General features: G+C 64.8%; 15 protein-coding genes. 9 read left to right on the forward strand and 6 right to left on the reverse strand.

Going from position 1 to position 14432, the window contains the following annotated elements:
• Nucleotides 1–574: 574 nt before the first annotated feature.
• The 4 genes from AB3X89_RS09655 to AB3X89_RS09670 are packed head-to-tail and all read left to right on the forward strand — an operon-like array spanning nucleotide 575 to nucleotide 4073.
• Nucleotides 575–1861, forward strand: a complete 1287-nt coding sequence (locus tag AB3X89_RS09655) for a glycosyltransferase family 87 protein (protein WP_368583007.1) — start codon at nucleotides 575–577, stop codon at nucleotides 1859–1861.
• A gap of 13 nt (nucleotides 1862–1874) precedes the next feature.
• Nucleotides 1875–2936 (forward strand): glycosyltransferase family 2 protein, encoded by a 1062-nt coding sequence (locus AB3X89_RS09660; RefSeq protein WP_368583009.1) that lies wholly within the window; start codon nucleotides 1875–1877, stop codon nucleotides 2934–2936.
• 16 nt (nucleotides 2937–2952) lie between these two features.
• Nucleotides 2953–3702, forward strand: a complete 750-nt coding sequence (locus AB3X89_RS09665) for a class I SAM-dependent methyltransferase (protein WP_368583010.1) — start codon at nucleotides 2953–2955, stop codon at nucleotides 3700–3702.
• Nucleotides 3699–4073, forward strand: coding sequence for a GtrA family protein (locus AB3X89_RS09670; protein WP_368583012.1), 375 nt, complete (start codon nucleotides 3699–3701; stop codon nucleotides 4071–4073). Before AB3X89_RS09665 ends, AB3X89_RS09670 begins: the two co-directional genes overlap by 4 nt.
• A gap of 23 nt (nucleotides 4074–4096) precedes the next feature.
• Here the strand turns inward: AB3X89_RS09670 and AB3X89_RS09675 are convergent, their stop codons facing one another.
• Nucleotides 4097–5332: a YbfB/YjiJ family MFS transporter gene (locus AB3X89_RS09675; RefSeq protein ID WP_368583014.1), complete on the reverse strand. Its 1236-nt coding sequence runs from the start codon at nucleotides 5330–5332 to the stop codon at nucleotides 4097–4099.
• 49 nt (nucleotides 5333–5381) lie between these two features.
• Between AB3X89_RS09675 and AB3X89_RS09680 the strand changes: the two genes are divergently transcribed.
• A complete protein-coding gene (locus AB3X89_RS09680) occupies nucleotides 5382–5582 on the forward strand; it encodes a hypothetical protein (protein WP_368583016.1) in 201 nt (66 codons plus the stop codon).
• Between the two features lie 15 nt (nucleotides 5583–5597).
• Here AB3X89_RS09680 and AB3X89_RS09685 read toward each other — a convergent pair whose 3' ends face one another.
• From AB3X89_RS09685 to AB3X89_RS09695, 3 genes are all read right to left on the reverse strand, one after another.
• Complete coding sequence (locus AB3X89_RS09685; RefSeq protein WP_368583017.1) at nucleotides 5598–6461, reverse strand: MurR/RpiR family transcriptional regulator; 864 nt, start codon at nucleotides 6459–6461, stop codon at nucleotides 5598–5600.
• A gap of 71 nt (nucleotides 6462–6532) precedes the next feature.
• The gene (locus tag AB3X89_RS09690; protein ID WP_368583018.1) at nucleotides 6533–7615 is read right to left on the reverse strand and encodes an ABC transporter ATP-binding protein; all 1083 of its coding nucleotides are present in this window, start codon (nucleotides 7613–7615) and stop codon (nucleotides 6533–6535) included.
• Nucleotides 7616–7679: 64 nt separating this feature from the next.
• Complete coding sequence (locus AB3X89_RS09695) at nucleotides 7680–8465, reverse strand: SDR family oxidoreductase (RefSeq protein WP_368583020.1); 786 nt, start codon at nucleotides 8463–8465, stop codon at nucleotides 7680–7682.
• Between the two features lie 320 nt (nucleotides 8466–8785).
• Between AB3X89_RS09695 and AB3X89_RS09700 the strand changes: the two genes are divergently transcribed.
• The 3 genes from AB3X89_RS09700 (at nucleotide 8786) to AB3X89_RS09710 (ending at nucleotide 11931) form a co-directional block, all read left to right on the forward strand.
• Nucleotides 8786–10018: an ABC transporter substrate-binding protein gene (locus tag AB3X89_RS09700; RefSeq protein WP_018435768.1), complete on the forward strand. Its 1233-nt coding sequence runs from the start codon at nucleotides 8786–8788 to the stop codon at nucleotides 10016–10018.
• A gap of 174 nt (nucleotides 10019–10192) precedes the next feature.
• Nucleotides 10193–11083, forward strand: a complete 891-nt coding sequence (locus tag AB3X89_RS09705; protein WP_176121060.1) for a carbohydrate ABC transporter permease — start codon at nucleotides 10193–10195, stop codon at nucleotides 11081–11083.
• A complete protein-coding gene (locus AB3X89_RS09710) occupies nucleotides 11080–11931 on the forward strand; it encodes a carbohydrate ABC transporter permease (RefSeq protein ID WP_368583022.1) in 852 nt (283 codons plus the stop codon). The genes AB3X89_RS09705 and AB3X89_RS09710 overlap by 4 nt, the downstream gene beginning before the upstream one ends.
• A gap of 46 nt (nucleotides 11932–11977) precedes the next feature.
• On the opposite strand, the gene AB3X89_RS09715 is transcribed toward AB3X89_RS09710, so the two are convergent.
• The gene (locus AB3X89_RS09715; RefSeq protein WP_176106837.1) at nucleotides 11978–12271 is read right to left on the reverse strand and encodes a DUF1330 domain-containing protein; all 294 of its coding nucleotides are present in this window, start codon (nucleotides 12269–12271) and stop codon (nucleotides 11978–11980) included.
• A gap of 101 nt (nucleotides 12272–12372) precedes the next feature.
• Nucleotides 12373–13365, reverse strand: coding sequence for a nitrilase-related carbon-nitrogen hydrolase (locus AB3X89_RS09720; RefSeq protein ID WP_368583024.1), 993 nt, complete (start codon nucleotides 13363–13365; stop codon nucleotides 12373–12375).
• A 100-nt stretch (nucleotides 13366–13465) separates the two neighbouring features.
• On the opposite strand from AB3X89_RS09720, the gene AB3X89_RS09725 reads away from it, so the two are divergent.
• Nucleotides 13466–14371: a LysR substrate-binding domain-containing protein gene (locus AB3X89_RS09725; protein WP_368583026.1), complete on the forward strand. Its 906-nt coding sequence runs from the start codon at nucleotides 13466–13468 to the stop codon at nucleotides 14369–14371.
• The last annotated feature ends 61 nt before the right edge of the window (nucleotides 14372–14432 follow it).

The raw sequence follows: 14432 nt of genomic DNA on the forward strand, positions 1-14432 counted from the left end.
TCTGTCAGGTCCGCAGCATCGTGTCGTCGACTTCCGCGCACTCCCCATTGCAAGGACGGGACCAGCTTTGCGAAAACAGCGTAACGACAGGGGTTCGAGCCGACTGGCCTCGAGCCTCGCGCCCGATTCGCGTCCGGAATGTCCGAATCCGCAACGTTTCGCATAGGCCGCCGAACACTTCGCGGAACGCGTAAAGCCCCGTTGGACAAGGCTCGGCATTTTTTGTCCAGGACTTTCCCTGAGCCGGTAAAAACGGAATATCGCTGAGAAATCGGCCTTCCCGAATGGCGCGCCGGTCCAAAGCGTCTCATCGATGAGACGGCTTGGTGCGTTGGCGCACACAACGCTGACCGTTTGGCCCGTTATTTGGGTGAATCGGCAGGGCGTGACTCGCGGCCAGGAAAACGCGAGCTTGAAAGTCGCATAAATTTCCGCCAACAATGAGCTGACCGGTTCAGCGCAACGACACGGGTTTTGATTCGATGTCACGCGCAGACACATACAAAACTGAATCAATAAACAGAACGAACGGAGGGTCGACAGACCTGATCCGGATCACACGGGGGCGGGGATCATGTACGCATCACAGCTACGCATGCGCAGCGGCGACAGCGAGATTCACGGCTGGCTCACGCACGAGCGCATCGTCTTCTACTGCAGCGGAATGTGCGCGCTGTATGTGGTGATCATCGGGTTGTGGGCCTATGCGAGCCACGGCTTCACCGACCAGCGCCTCACGCGTCCCGGTGAGGATTTTTCGATTTTCTGGTCGGCCTCGTATGGACTGCTGCACGGTTCGGCGATGCAGGTCTACGACCATGCGTTGTTCGACAAGCTCCAGCGCGCGCTATTCACGACCGTCAAGCAAGATAGCGTGATGCCCTGGCTCTACCCGCCGACCTTCCTCGTGCTGATCTCGCCGCTCGCGCTATTGCCGCGGCTCGTCATGTACTTCGTGTTCGTCGGCGGCGGCATTGCGCTGCTCAGCGCGGGCACGCTGCGAGTGTCGGGCCTTGCCGACAGCTTCAGGGGATCGCGCTTCGCATGGTTCGTCGTCGCGGCCTCGCCGTGCGTGTTCGTGCCAGCCCTGTTCGGTCAGAACTCGCTGCTGACCGCGGGCATCGCGGCGCTCACGCTGCATTGGCTGCGTCGCCATCCGCTACGCGCGGGGTTGTGCCTCGGCCTGCTCGCGATCAAGCCGCAGATGGCCGTGCTGTTTCCGCTTGTGCTGATCGCCGCGCGCGCATGGCGCACGCTGGCGGCCGCCGCGTTCAGCGCGGCGCTGCTCGGCGTGATCAGCGTGCTGGTCTGCGGCGTGCAATCGGTGCGGCTCTTCTTCATCAACACCGGCATTGCCCGCGAGACGCTGCTCGAACAATGCCGCGGCTACTGGCTCGCGTCACCGACCGTGTTCGCTGTGCTGCGCGAGGGCGGCGCGCCGATCGTCGCGGCCTTTGCGGTCCACGCCTGCGTTGGGCTGATCGCCGCGGCAGCCGCATGGCACGTGTGGCGCAACACGCGCGACACGCGGCTGCGCGCGGCGAGCCTCGTCGTCGCCACGTTGCTGACTAACCCGTACGTGTGGCACTACGAACTGGCGTGGCTCGGCATCGCGACGGCCTGCCTGACCGCGCTCGGGCTCGACAGAGGCTGGCTGCGCGGCGAGCAGAGCGTGATTGCGCTTGCGTGGCTGCTGCCGGCCTATGAACTCTTCAACCGCACGACCGAGTTGCCGCAGATCGGCCCGATCGTTCTGCTGCTGGTGCTGCTGCTCGTCATGCGCCGCGTGCGCGCAACGGACGAAGAACGCGACGAGCGCGCCGCCCTCGCCTATTCGCACGCGGCTCGAATCATTCGATAAACGGGGAAGCGTCATGCCAACTCATACAACCACGCCACTGATCTCACTCGTCGTGCCGTTCTATAACGAGCAGGACGCGGTGGAACGCTTCTTCGCGGCAGTCGTGCCGGTGCTCGAATCGATCGACGGCACGCGCTTCGAGATCGTCTGTATCAACGACGGCAGCAGCGACGCGACGCTCGATCGGCTGATCGCGCAGAGCAGCCGCGACCGTCGCATTCGGGTGATCGACCTGACACGCAACTTCGGCAAGGAAGCGGCGTTGACCGCCGGCATCGACGAAGCGTTCGGCGATGCGGTGATTCCGATCGACGCGGACCTGCAGGACCCGCCGAGCCTGATCCCGGTGATGGTCGAGCATTGGCGCGCGGGCGCCGAAGTAGTCGCGGCCAAACGCACGAACCGCCTGTGCGATACGTTCGCCAAACGCACGGCAGCCGCGCTCTACTATCGCGTGCACAACGCACTGTCCGAAGTGAAGCTGCCGGAGAATGTCGGCGATTTCCGGCTGATCGATCGTCAGGTGGTCAACGCACTGCGCAGCCTGCCGGAGCGTCGTCGCTTCATGAAGGGCCTGTTCGCGTGGGTCGGCTACCGCACCGTGATCGTCGAATACGAACGCGAGCCGCGCAGCGCCGGTCACTCGAAGTTCTCCGGCTGGCGGCTGTGGAACTTCGCGCTCGAAGGCATCACGAGCTTCAGCACGGTGCCGTTGCGCAGCTGGACTTATATCGGACTGTCCATCGCCACGCTCGCGTTCGTCTACGGCGGGTTCGTCATCGGCCGCACGCTGTGGTCGGGCAACCCGGTGCCCGGTTACGCGTCGACGATCTCGGTGATGCTGTTCATGGGCGGCATCGAGCTGATCGGCATCGGCGTGATCGGTGAATACGTCGGCCGCATTTACTACGAGTCGAAGGAACGGCCCGTTTATCTGGTGCGGCGCCGCTATCAGGCGAAGAGCAAGGTCAGCATGTTGCCGGGCGTGCGCCAGGATGCGCGCGCAGCGCATGTGGGGCGCGTCGAACCGACACGCAGGCGTGCCGCGCCACGGTTTCGCGTAGTCGGTCACTGAAGCCGAGGAGTTGATCATGTCTCCCGATGCCTACCTCGAAATGGCCGAGACCGAAGCTGGACACTGGTGGTTTCGCGCGCGGCGCGACGTGCTGCGCACGCTGCTCGAACGGCTCGCGTTACCGCGCCGCGCACGGGTGCTCGAAGTAGGCTCCGGCACCGGCGGCAACCTCGACATGCTGGCCGGCTTCGGCACCGTCAGCGGCCTCGAGATGGACCCGACTGCTCGGGCGCTGAGCGCGCGCAAGACCGGCAAGCAGTTCGACATCCGCGCGGGCCACTGCCCCGACGACGTGCCATTCAACGGCGAACGCTTCGACCTGATCTGCTTCTTCGACTGCCTCGAACATATCGCCGACGACGCCGGCTCGCTCGCCGGCATGCGCGATCTGCTGACGCCGGGTGGCCGCATCGTCGTGACGGTGCCGGCCGGACAACATCTGTGGAGCGCGCACGATGTTTTCCTGCACCATTACCGCCGCTATAGCCGCGCTTCGCTGATGCGCTGTGCGGCCGCAGCCGGCTACGAAGTCGAACGCATCAGCTATTTCAACACGCTGCTGTATCCGGTCGCGGTGCTCGCGCGTTGGGCCGATCGGCTGCTGCATCGCCAGCATTCGAGCGGCGACGCGATTCCTCCGTGGCCGCTCAACGCGGCGCTGTACCGCATTTTCAGCGCCGAGCGCCACTGGCTCGCGCATGCGCCGCTGCCTTATGGCGTATCGCTGTTCGCGGTCCTGCGCAAGCGCGACGGAGCGTCACGATGATGCCGGTCGATCGAGTCAAGCTGATGCGCTTTGGCGCGAGCGGCGTCATCGCGACCGGCCTGCATGTGTGCATTGCGCTGACGCTGATAGCGGACGCCGGCATGTCGCCACCGTGGGCCAACGCGATCGCGTTCACGTGGGCGACGGCGGCTTCGTATCTGTTGAACACGTTCTGGAGTTTTTCGGCGCTGCCCGCGTTGGTGAACGCTGGGCGGTTCGTGCTCGTATCGCTGGGCGGCCTGACGTTGACCGCGCTCGTAGCGCGCCTGACGCAGCTTGCGGGCGGCCCGCCCGCGCTCGGTATCGCGCTCGTCGTGTGCGTGGTGCCGCCGCTCACGTTCATCGCGCATCGGTGCTGGACGTATCGCTGAATACGAAGCACACGTAACGCGGCTCACGCCGTGCGCAACGCCTTCTGACACGCCGCGAGCACCGCGCCGCCCGCCAGCAGCAGCGCCGAATACACGAGCCCGCGCGCGAGCCCGGCGCCATCCGACACCCAGCCGATCACGACCGGTCCGACGATCTGCCCGAACGCGAACACGATCGTGAAGGCGCTGATGCCCTTCGCCCAGTGGCTCGCGGGCAGATTGTGGCGCACGAACGCGGTCGTCGATGCGACCGCCGACAGGAACGTCGCGCCGAACAGCGTGCCCGAAACGAACGCGACCCACGGCTGAGTGAAGAGCGCAGGCAGCAGCGTCGCGATCGCTAGCAGCGCGTTGAGCACGGCGAGCGCCTGGCCGCCGCGCATGCGATCGAGCAGCGTCGACCAGATTCGCGCCGACACCACGGTCGCCGCGCCGAGCAGCAGATAAAAGCCGGTGACGACCGCCGCGCTCATGCCGGCGTTGCGCAACAGCGCGACGATGAAAGTCATGTAGCCGATATAGCCGACGCCGAACAGTCCATAGCCCGCGAGCGCGGCCGCGTAGTGCGGCCAACCCGGCGCGGAAGTGGCGCCGGCTGCATGCGCGGCAGCCGCCGCGCTCGTATGCGCGCGCTCGATTCTGCGCGACGCGCCGATCGCGACCGCGGCGAACAGCGCGCAGGCCGCCGCCAGCGCGAACCACGCGAACTGCCAGCCGTGGGCGGCGTCAAGGATCGTCACCGGCACCAGCACCGACGACGCGACGATCCCCCAGCCGGTGCCCCCGTAATACAGACCGAGCACGAGCCCCGCGTCGCGCGGGCGCGCCGACGCGAGCCGCGCCGCCAGCACGCCGCCGCCGATGAAAATCGCCGCGCTGCTCGCGCCGGTGATCACGCGCAGTGTCAGAAGCACATCCGTGCTGGCGGTGAGGCCGCTGCCGGCCATCAACAGCGCGGTCAGCACGCAACCGCCCGCGAACAGCGCGGCCGCCGACCAGCGGCGCGCGAGGCGCGGGAACACCAGCGCGCCGAGCAGATAGCCTAGCGCGTTCGCGGTGTTCATCGCACCGGCCTGCGCGAAGCTCCAGCCGAGGTCGAGCTTCATCGACGGCAACAGCAACGCGTAGGCGAAGCGCGCGAAACCGAGCGCTGTTGCGCTGCCGAGCGACAGCGCGGCGGCCAGCAGCAGTGTCGGCGGACGTTGGGCGGTGGTCGTGGTTGGAGCGTGCGGTGCGGTGTCGGCGGAATGGGAGGACATGGGCGGACGGACCTGAACGAGAACGCTTCGAGCCGGTTCTGATTGGACGATGAGTTGGACGCATGCGGCAGATTGCCATGATAGCTGGGAGAGACGTTTCGCAGCGAGCTTCTCGCTCGAACTCGCGAGGCACGGCAAGTGGCAATTGATCGATCTGCCGATGGGCGGCAAGGTTCGCGCGGCGGCAACGGTCGCGCAGCCGGTGGACAAGGTATCGATGATCGGCCGGCCGAAGAGGACGGCGCGCTAGCGCTTCGAGCGCGCTCTACCCGCCCGCCCCTTCCGGCTCATGCGGCACGAGCCGCGCTTTCGCGTGACGCATCTTTTCCAGCGTCTCGGGCCCGGCCTTCAGCGCGACGCCGATCGCGAGCGCATCCATGATGCACAGATGCACGAGCCGCGATACGCCCGGCGTATTCGGATCGATCGGACTCGCCACGCGCAGCAGCAGCGGAATATCGGCGAGCCATGCGAGCCGCGAGCCGACGTTGGTCAGCGCGATCGTCGTCGCGCCGCGTTCCTTCGCGATCTGGATGCTTTCGTTGACTTCGACGCTGCGCCCCGAATGCGAGATCGCAAACGCGACGTCGCCCGGCTCCATCAGGCCCGCGTAAAGACGCTGCAAATGACCATCGGTGAACGCGGCCGCCGCGATGTCGATGCGCAAGAACCGCAGCGCCGCATCCTGCGCGACGAGCCCCGAACCTGAACCCACCCCGAAGAAAAACACGCGCCGGGCGCTCACAAGCGCCGCGATCGCGCTTTCGACCACCGCAGGATCGAGCGCGCCGCGCGCATGCGTGATGCCGTCGATCGCCGCTTCCCCGACCTTGTCCATCAAGGTCTGCACGTCGTCGTCGCGGGCGACCGCGGTCGACGCATACGGCAAGCCACCCGCCACGCTCTGCGCGAGCTGCATCTTGAAGTCGCGCAGACCGTGCGCACCGATCGCGCGGCAAAAACGCGTGACGGAAGGCTCGGACACGTCGGCGCGCTGCGCGAGATCGGTGATGCTCGCGCGCATCGCGAAGTCGACGTCGGCGAGCACCATGTCGGCGACCTTGCGCTCGGCGGGCCGCAGACTCGCGAGTGCGTTGCGGATATGGGGAATCAAGTTCGGTGCGGACACCCGGTGTTCCTTAGGGGCTGTTTCATATGGATCCGCGTCGCTCGCAGCTTCTACGGCTTCAATCGGCCTGGTCAAACCAGCCTGCGTCCACTCTCCGTATCGAACAGATGAATGTGTTCGGCCGGCAGACGCAGCGCAACGCGCTGACCGGGCTCGATCTTCGAGCGTTCGCGCGTCGTCACGCACCACGCGGAGCCGCCTATTTTCCCGTACAAGTGCGTCTCGGCGCCAGTTGGCTCGATCACTTCGACGTCGAGCGCGGCATCCGGTATCAGCGTCGTGATCTCGATGTGCTCGGGCCGCACGCCAAGCGTGACCTTCGCACCCACCACGGCCGACGCAGGCGTGCGTTCGAGCGCGACCTCGCTGCCGTCCGCGAGCTTCAACGCGAGGCCTTCACCCTGAGTGCGATTGACGATCACGCCCTCGACGAAATTCATCGACGGCGAGCCGAGAAAGCTCGCGACGAACAGATTCGCCGGCCGGTCATAGAGTTCGAGCGGACGGCCGATCTGCTCGATCCGTCCCGCGTTCATCACGACGATGCGATCGGCCATCGTCATCGCTTCGATCTGATCGTGCGTGACGTAGATCACCGTGTTCTTCAAGCGCTGATGCAGCGCCTTGATCTCAGTGCGCATCTGCACGCGCAGCTTTGCGTCGAGATTCGACAGCGGCTCGTCGAACAGGAACAGCGACGGCTCGCGCACCACCGCGCGGCCCATCGCGACGCGTTGCCGCTGACCGCCCGACAGCGCGCGCGGCAAACGGTCCAGATAGCCGCTGAGGTTCAGCATCTTCGCGGCCGCATCGATACGCGGCTTGAATTTCTCCGACGACTCTTTGCGGATTCTCGGACCGAACGCGATGTTTTCATACACCGACAGATGCGGATACAGCGCGTAGCTCTGGAACACCATCGAGATATTGCGCTGCTGCGGCGCGAGCGTATTCGCGCGCGTGCCGCCGATCATCAGATCGCCGCCGCTGATTTCCTCGAGCCCCGCCACCATCCGCATCAGCGTGCTCTTGCCGCAGCCCGACGGACCGACCAGCACGACGAACTCGCCGTCGTCGATGTCGAGATCGATGCCGTGCACGACCTGGGTGTCGCCATAGCGTTTGAAGATGCCGCTCAGTTGCACTGCTGCCATGCTGTCCTCATCGTCTTGCTGCGTGTTGTATTGCGGTTGTCGTAATGCGCGCGCCGTGCGCAGCTCAGAACGACTCGAGCGTCAGCTCCTGCGCCATTAGCCGGTTGCCCGCCATCAAGCCGCCGTCGACCGGCAACGCGACACCGGTGATCACGCGCGCTTGCTGCGACGCGAGAAACAGCACCGCGTCGGCGATGTCGTCGGGCGTCGCGAAGTCGCGCAGCGGGTACCACTTCTTCAGTTCCTCGAACACCTGCGGATTCTTGTCGACGCGGGCCTGCCACGCCTGCGTCTTCACGGTGCCCGGACACACGATGTTCGCGCGAATGCCATAGCGGCCCAGCTCGATCGCGAGCGACTTCGTATAGCTGATGAGGCCGGCCTTCGCAGCGCTATATGCCGGGTGACCGAGCGCTGCAAGACCGTTCACCGAGCCGATCAGCACGAGCGCGCCGCGCTGCCGTTCGATCATCGACGCGCGCACCGCCTCGACCGTGTGATACGTGCCGTTCAGATTCAGATGGATGTCGCGGTGCCAGCTCGCGGCGTCGGTGGTCGCGAGCGACGCGCCGAGCGCGGCGCCCGCGTTCGCGACCAGCACGTCGACCGGTCCGCGCTGCGCGACCGCCGCTGCCACCGCTTGCTGCACCGCCGCGGCGTCGCCGAGATCGACCGCGACCGGCACGATTTTGTCTGCGCCCTGTTGTGCGCCGAGACGCGCGCTCAGCGCTTGCAGCGCGGCCACGTCGATGTCGAGCGCGAGCACGGTATCGCCCGCCTCGACGAAGCGCTCGCATAACACGCTGCCGATACCGCCGCATGCGCCCGTTACCAATACGACACGATCCATGTATTCCTCGCTCGTTCGTCCGGCCGATTCGGCCGTCTTGCCGTCGCCCTCCGCCACCCGGCTCGCGCCGCGCACACCGCTGTAAATTTCTTACAAAACGCGTTTTGCGACAACTGTCCGGTCATCCCGAAGAGTGGGTTTCCGTACCATCGCGCAGTGCAGAACACCCCATGCTTTCCAGCATCTTATGCACAAAATCACCGAGGAAAAAATATCGCAGACCCTACGTGACAAGCTATTTTGCGTCATGTAGGATTTTTTCAAACAATGTACCCAAGGCGGCCGGCGACGGCAGCAAACCACCCACAGGAGAGAGAAAAATGTCGTTGCATGCCCGTGCTTCCCTCGCGCTAGGCAAAGTCGCCGTGGCGCTCGCGTTTGCAGGTATCGCCGTGTCGGCTCATGCCGAAACGGTCCGCGTGACGGTCGCTCACTACAGCGACGCGACCGCGCCGTACTTCGAGAAAATGGCCCGCAACTTCGAGAAGGCCAACCCCGGCACGACCATCAAGATCGAAGACGTGAACTGGGATACGCTGCAACAGAAGCTGCAAACGGACATCTCCGGGGGCGCCAACGCGGACCTCGCGATCGTCGGCACGCGCTGGCTGCTCGACTTCGTGAAGGACGACGTCGCCGAACCGCTGGACGGCTACATGGACGCGAACTTCAAGGCCCGCTTCATCGGTCCGTTCCTGGCGCCTGGCCAGATCAACGGCAAGACCTACGGGCTGCCGATCGCCGCGTCCGCACGCGCGCTGTACTACAACAAGGACATGCTCGCGAAGGTCGGCTATCCCGACGGCCCGAAGACCTGGAACGACGTGATCGATGCATCGAAGAAGCTGAAGGCGCAAGGCATCGCCGGCTTCGGTCTGCAAGGCAAGGAAATCGAAACCGACGTCTACTATTACTACGCGCTGTGGACGATGGGCGGCGACGTGGTCGGCAAGGACGGCAAGGCCGCGTTCAATTCGCCGGCGGGCGTGAAGGCCGCGACGATGTACAAGCAGATGATCGACCAGGGTCTCACGCAACCGGGCGTCACCGGCTATAGCCGCGAAGACGTACAGAACCTGTTCAAGCAGGGCCGCGTCGCGATGGTGATCTCCGCGCCGTTCCTCGCGAAGCAGATCAAGAAGGAAGCGCCGAATCTGAAGTACGGCATCGATCCGGTGCCGATGGGCACGACGCACGCCACCTACGCGGTGACCGACTCGATCGTGATGTTCAAGAACTCGAAGGCGAAGAAGACCGCGTGGAAGTTCCTCGACTATCTGTTCACGAAGGAGCCGCGCGTCGAGTTCACGACGACCGAAGGCTTCCTGCCCACGACGAAGGCCGAAGCGGCGGACCCGGCGTTCAACGATCCGGACATCAAGGCGTTCATCGCGTTGCTGCCCACGGCTCACTTCGCGCCGACCGTGACCGGCTGGGAAGACACTGCGAAGGCCGTGACCGACTCGATGCAAGCGATATATCTGAACAAGGCGCAACCGGCTGACGCGTTGAATGCGGCGGCTGCGCAGGCGAACAAGTCGCTCGGTCATTGATGCGCGGCTTGCGGCGGTAACGAGACGAACAGGGGACGCGCGGCGCCGTAGCTAATGCGCCGCGCGTTGCGCCACGCCACCCCAATATTCGAGCCTATGCAGCACGATGCACCCACCGGCCCATTCCGTCGCGCCCGCCGCCAGAAAGCGGGCGCGTCTCACGATCGAGCACGCATGAGCCGTTCCGTTTCTCCGCGCGCGCATGCGCCCTGGTTGCTGATTGCGCCGAGCCTCGTGCTCGCGCTGTTCATCATCAGCTATCCGATTTTCAACATCGTGTGGCAATCGCTGCACGAGGTGTCGCGCTTCGGCGCGATTCGCGACTTCACCGGCGCGCAGAATTTCATCAACGTATTCCAGGACCCGGTGTTTGTCGCTTCGGTACGCCGCACGATCATCTGGACCGTGTGCGTGGTGGGTGGCACGGTGCTGATCTCGGTACCTGTCGCACTGATTCTGAATCAGGACTTTCACGGCCGCGGTGTCGCGCGCACGATCGTGATGCTGCCGTGGTCCGTGTCGCTGACGATGACCGCCGTCGTCTGGCGCTGGGCCTTCAACGACGACTACGGCATGGTCAACGTGACGCTGCAGCGGCTCGGCCTGATCAGTGGCCCGATTCACTGGCTCGCGACGCCCGAGTTCGCATTCCCCGTCGAAATCGCGGTCGGCATTCTGGTGTCGATTCCGTTCACGGTGACGATTTTTCTTGGCGGCCTGTCTTCGGTGCCGAGCGATATCTACGAAGCTGCGCGGATCGACGGCGCGAGCGCGTGGCAGCAGTTCCGTCAATTGACGATGCCGCTGCTGCGCCCGTTCATCAACATGGCGATCCTGCTGAACGTGATCTACGTGTTCAACTCGTTTCCGATCATCTGGGTGATGACGCAAGGCGGGCCGGACAACAGCACGCACATCCTCGTCACCTATCTGTACGAACTCGGCTTCCGGCTCGGACGCCCCGGCGAAGCGGCCGCCGTTTCGCTGATCATGCTCGTGATGCTGTTCGCGTTCTCGATCGCTTATCTGCGTCTGCAACGCACGAAAGAAGGAGTGCCGTCATGAGTCTGAGCGCGAAGACCAAACGCTCGCTGTGGTGCTGGATCGCGCTGACGCCGCTCGTGATCGTCATACTGTTTCCGTTCGCGGTGATGTTCTTCACCTCGGTCAAACCCGCGTCGGAGATCTTCGTCTATCCGGCGCGCTGGCTGCCGGTGCAGTGGCAGTGGCGCAATTTCGTCGACATGTGGGAGGCCGCCAACTTCGGCGTCGCGCTGCGCAACAGCGCGATCATCAGTTGCCTGTCCACCGCGCTCGCACTCGCGGTGAGCCTGCCCGCCGCTTACGCGCTCGCGCGCTTTCCGTTTCGCGGACGCGGTCTGTACAGGCAGTTCCTGCTCGTCACGCAGATGCTGTCGCCGATCCTGCTGGTCGTCGGCCTGTTCCGGCTCGCGGCGATGATTCCGTGGGGCGACGGCAACCTGGTCGATTCGAGGATCGGCGTGATCGTGTCGTACGCGGCGTTCAATATCGCGTTCGCGGTGTGGATGCTGTCGTCGTACTTTCAGACCGTGCCGCAGGATCTCGAGGAATCCGCGTGGCTCGAAGGCTGCAGCCGTACGCGCGCGGTGTTCAAGGTATTTCTGCCGCTCGCGGTGCCGGCGATCGTCGTCACCGCGATCTTCACGTTCATCAATGCGTGGAACGAGTTCGCGGTCGTCTATACGTTGATCCGCTCGCCGGAAAACAAAACGCTGACCGTGCAGGTGACCGATATGGTGGCGGGCAAGTACGTGGTCGAATGGCATCTGGTGATGGCCGCGACCTTGGGCGCGACGCTGCCGGTTTCGATCGTATTTGCGTGGTTGCAGCGTTATATGGTGAAGGGGCTCGCGCTCGGCGCGGTGAAGTAAGCGGCTGCGCGGCGCATGCCGCGCAGTGTGGACATCGGCTTGCGCGTCAGTCGGCGCCGCGCACGATGCGCAGATCGCGCTCGACGCCATCGCCCAATGCGGCCAGCGCCTTCTTGTACTCATCGCTTTCGTAAGCGGCGACGGCCGCTTCATAGGTCGGGAATTCGATCACGACCGTGCGTTCCTTCAGGCCCTGCTCGCGCGCCTCGTCCGCCACACCTCGCACGATGAACTTCCCGCCCGCCGCCGCCACCGCGGCGGGGGCGAGTTGCGCGTACGCGGCCAGTTTCTGCGGATCGTTTGTCTTGCGGTATGACGTCACCCAATAACCTTTGCTCATTCGAATCTCCTTGTGTGATGGAACAACGCGGGACGAAAGCGGACCATATCGGTCGCTGTGCTGCATGGTAGCAAAGCGGGCTGGCTCGCGATGCCCTGCCGTCACCGCACATTCCATCTGACTGTCAGCCGGTCGCGACCCACCACGGCGACGCTGAGCGGTACCGCGCCGCCGCGCGCCGCGACTGCGGTATGCGGTGGCATGGCCCGCGTTGCGCCAGCCGCCCGCGCCAGCGGACCGTAAAGTTCCGGGCGGCGGCTTTCGAGCCATTGGCGGCCAGCGCTCTCACCGATCAACGCCGTATCGAGTTCGGCGCACACGAATGCGCTTTCACGGCCGACGCTGTCGGCGAGAACGCGGCCGCAAGGGTCGACGATCAACGCGGCGTCCGTTTCGTCGATGTTCTCGTTGCCTTTCTCGTTGCCTTTCTCGCAGCCGCCCTCGGTCGCTCCGCTGAATGCGACGAACATGCCGTTATCGGCCGCGCGCGCTGGCATCCAGCGGCGCAGCGCGCCAATCGAATCGCGCTCGTCGCATTGACTCGCGCTCAGATAGCGCCGGTGCGGCGCGACCAGCAGCGTTGCGCCCATCAGCGCGTTCATGCGAACGTTTTCAATCAGATAGTTGTCGGCGCCGATCAGCACGCCGATGCGCACGCCCCAGGCCGTGTCGAAGACGGTGAAGCGGTCACCGCATTCGACGCGCCGATGCTCGAACGCATGCAGCTTGCGATGACAATGACGGATGCCGCCGGGCAGGCAAATCACGTAGCTGTTGAAGATACGCCCGTCCGGCGCGCGCTCGAACAGGCCGACACCGGCGGCGACGCCCGTCGCTTCGACCGCCTCGGCGACCGCGCTGACCGACGGTCCATCGAGCGGCTCGGCCAGCGCTTCGACCTCACGCCGACGCAGCTTCGCCAGACTCGCGCGCTCGACCAGACACGCTTCGGGAAACGCCGCCAGCCCGATCCCTTCGCGCGCGGCACGCGCAAGCCGCTCTGCGACAAGCGAAACGCGAGTGACCTGTGGCGAGATCCCCCAGCACGACAACTCCAACGGAACGGCGGCAACACGCAGCATCGAAGCAGACACGTCAAATACCTCACAAACGGTGATTCCGGATAGCCTCATTGGACCCGCCGTACATCGATAAGTAAAATGAATATTTCGATCCGTTCGATAGGCGAAGAGAATGGAACTGAAGTTATTGCGCGCTTTCGTGACGGTGGCCGAACAAGGCCATTTCGGTCGCGCTGCGGACCATCTGTGCTTGAGCCAGCCCGCGCTGAGCAAGCAGATCGTTGCGCTCGAATCGAGCCTCGGCGCGCGCCTGTTCGTGCGCGGCCGGCATGGCGCTGAACTCACCGCGTTCGGCGAAGCGTTTCTGGCCGATGCCATCGCGCTGATCCGGGATGCCGATGAGGTTCTCGCGCGCGCACGCGAGGCGGGTAGCGGCAAACGCGGCGCATTGCGCATCGGGCTCGGGCTCTCCACCCTCGACTTCGCGCCCCCGTTGATCGCCGAGTTTCGGCGGCTCAATCCGAATGTTTCCGTCACGCTCAACGATCTGTCGTCGGCGGAGCAAAGCAGGCGGCTGCTGGCCGGCAAACTCGACGTCGGCTTTCTACGCTTGCCCGCCGAGGGCAGACTGGCATCGTTCGCCGTGCTTGATGAACAACTGGCGCTCGCGTTGCCGCAAAACGCCAGCGTCAAGCGCTTGCCTGCCAATCTGGACCGGTTGAACGAGCCGGGATTCATTGCGCTCGCGCGTGGACGCGGGCCGGGCCTGGCTGCGCAGATCGATCGGTGGTGTGGCGCGCATGGTTTCGTGCCGCGCGTGATCCAGCAAGCCGACGACATCCAGACGGTGCTCGCGACCGTCGCCGCTGGCGTCGGCGCGGCGTTCGTGCCGTCGCGGGTGCAATCCCTGCTGCGCGATGCGACCGTCATACCGCTACGCGATGTGGCGGCGCGCTGGCGCGTCGGACTCGCATGGGAGCCTACGCGCGACGATCCGGTGACCGCGCGTTTCGTCGAGTTCGTGCGTGGCGCGGCGAAATCGACGGGACGCGCCGCAAAGAGCATGGGACGCGCATAACGGGGAATGTCTCTTCCAGCATCGCAAAACGACTTAGCTATTAAGCGTTTTGTGCACTAGG

Source organism: Paraburkholderia sp. BR14320 (assembly GCF_040948665.1).
GTDB classification, from domain to species: domain Bacteria; phylum Pseudomonadota; class Gammaproteobacteria; order Burkholderiales; family Burkholderiaceae; genus Paraburkholderia; species Paraburkholderia youngii.

Coding starts and splice junctions, on each gene's coding strand:
- AB3X89_RS09655 (WP_368583007.1), top strand. CDS start 575: ATGTACGCATCACAGCTACGCATGCGCAGCGGCGACAGCGAGATTCAC.
- AB3X89_RS09660 (WP_368583009.1), top strand. CDS start 1,875: ATGCCAACTCATACAACCACGCCACTGATCTCACTCGTCGTGCCGTTC.
- AB3X89_RS09665 (WP_368583010.1), top strand. CDS start 2,953: ATGTCTCCCGATGCCTACCTCGAAATGGCCGAGACCGAAGCTGGACAC.
- AB3X89_RS09670 (WP_368583012.1), top strand. CDS start 3,699: ATGATGCCGGTCGATCGAGTCAAGCTGATGCGCTTTGGCGCGAGCGGC.
- AB3X89_RS09675 (WP_368583014.1), bottom strand. CDS start 5,332: ATGTCCTCCCATTCCGCCGACACCGCACCGCACGCTCCAACCACGACC.
- AB3X89_RS09680 (WP_368583016.1), top strand. CDS start 5,382: ATGAGTTGGACGCATGCGGCAGATTGCCATGATAGCTGGGAGAGACGT.
- AB3X89_RS09690 (WP_368583018.1), bottom strand. CDS start 7,615: ATGGCAGCAGTGCAACTGAGCGGCATCTTCAAACGCTATGGCGACACC.
- AB3X89_RS09695 (WP_368583020.1), bottom strand. CDS start 8,465: ATGGATCGTGTCGTATTGGTAACGGGCGCATGCGGCGGTATCGGCAGC.
- AB3X89_RS09700 (WP_018435768.1), top strand. CDS start 8,786: ATGTCGTTGCATGCCCGTGCTTCCCTCGCGCTAGGCAAAGTCGCCGTG.
- AB3X89_RS09705 (WP_176121060.1), top strand. CDS start 10,193: ATGAGCCGTTCCGTTTCTCCGCGCGCGCATGCGCCCTGGTTGCTGATT.
- AB3X89_RS09710 (WP_368583022.1), top strand. CDS start 11,080: ATGAGTCTGAGCGCGAAGACCAAACGCTCGCTGTGGTGCTGGATCGCG.
- AB3X89_RS09715 (WP_176106837.1), bottom strand. CDS start 12,271: ATGAGCAAAGGTTATTGGGTGACGTCATACCGCAAGACAAACGATCCG.
- AB3X89_RS09725 (WP_368583026.1), top strand. CDS start 13,466: ATGGAACTGAAGTTATTGCGCGCTTTCGTGACGGTGGCCGAACAAGGC.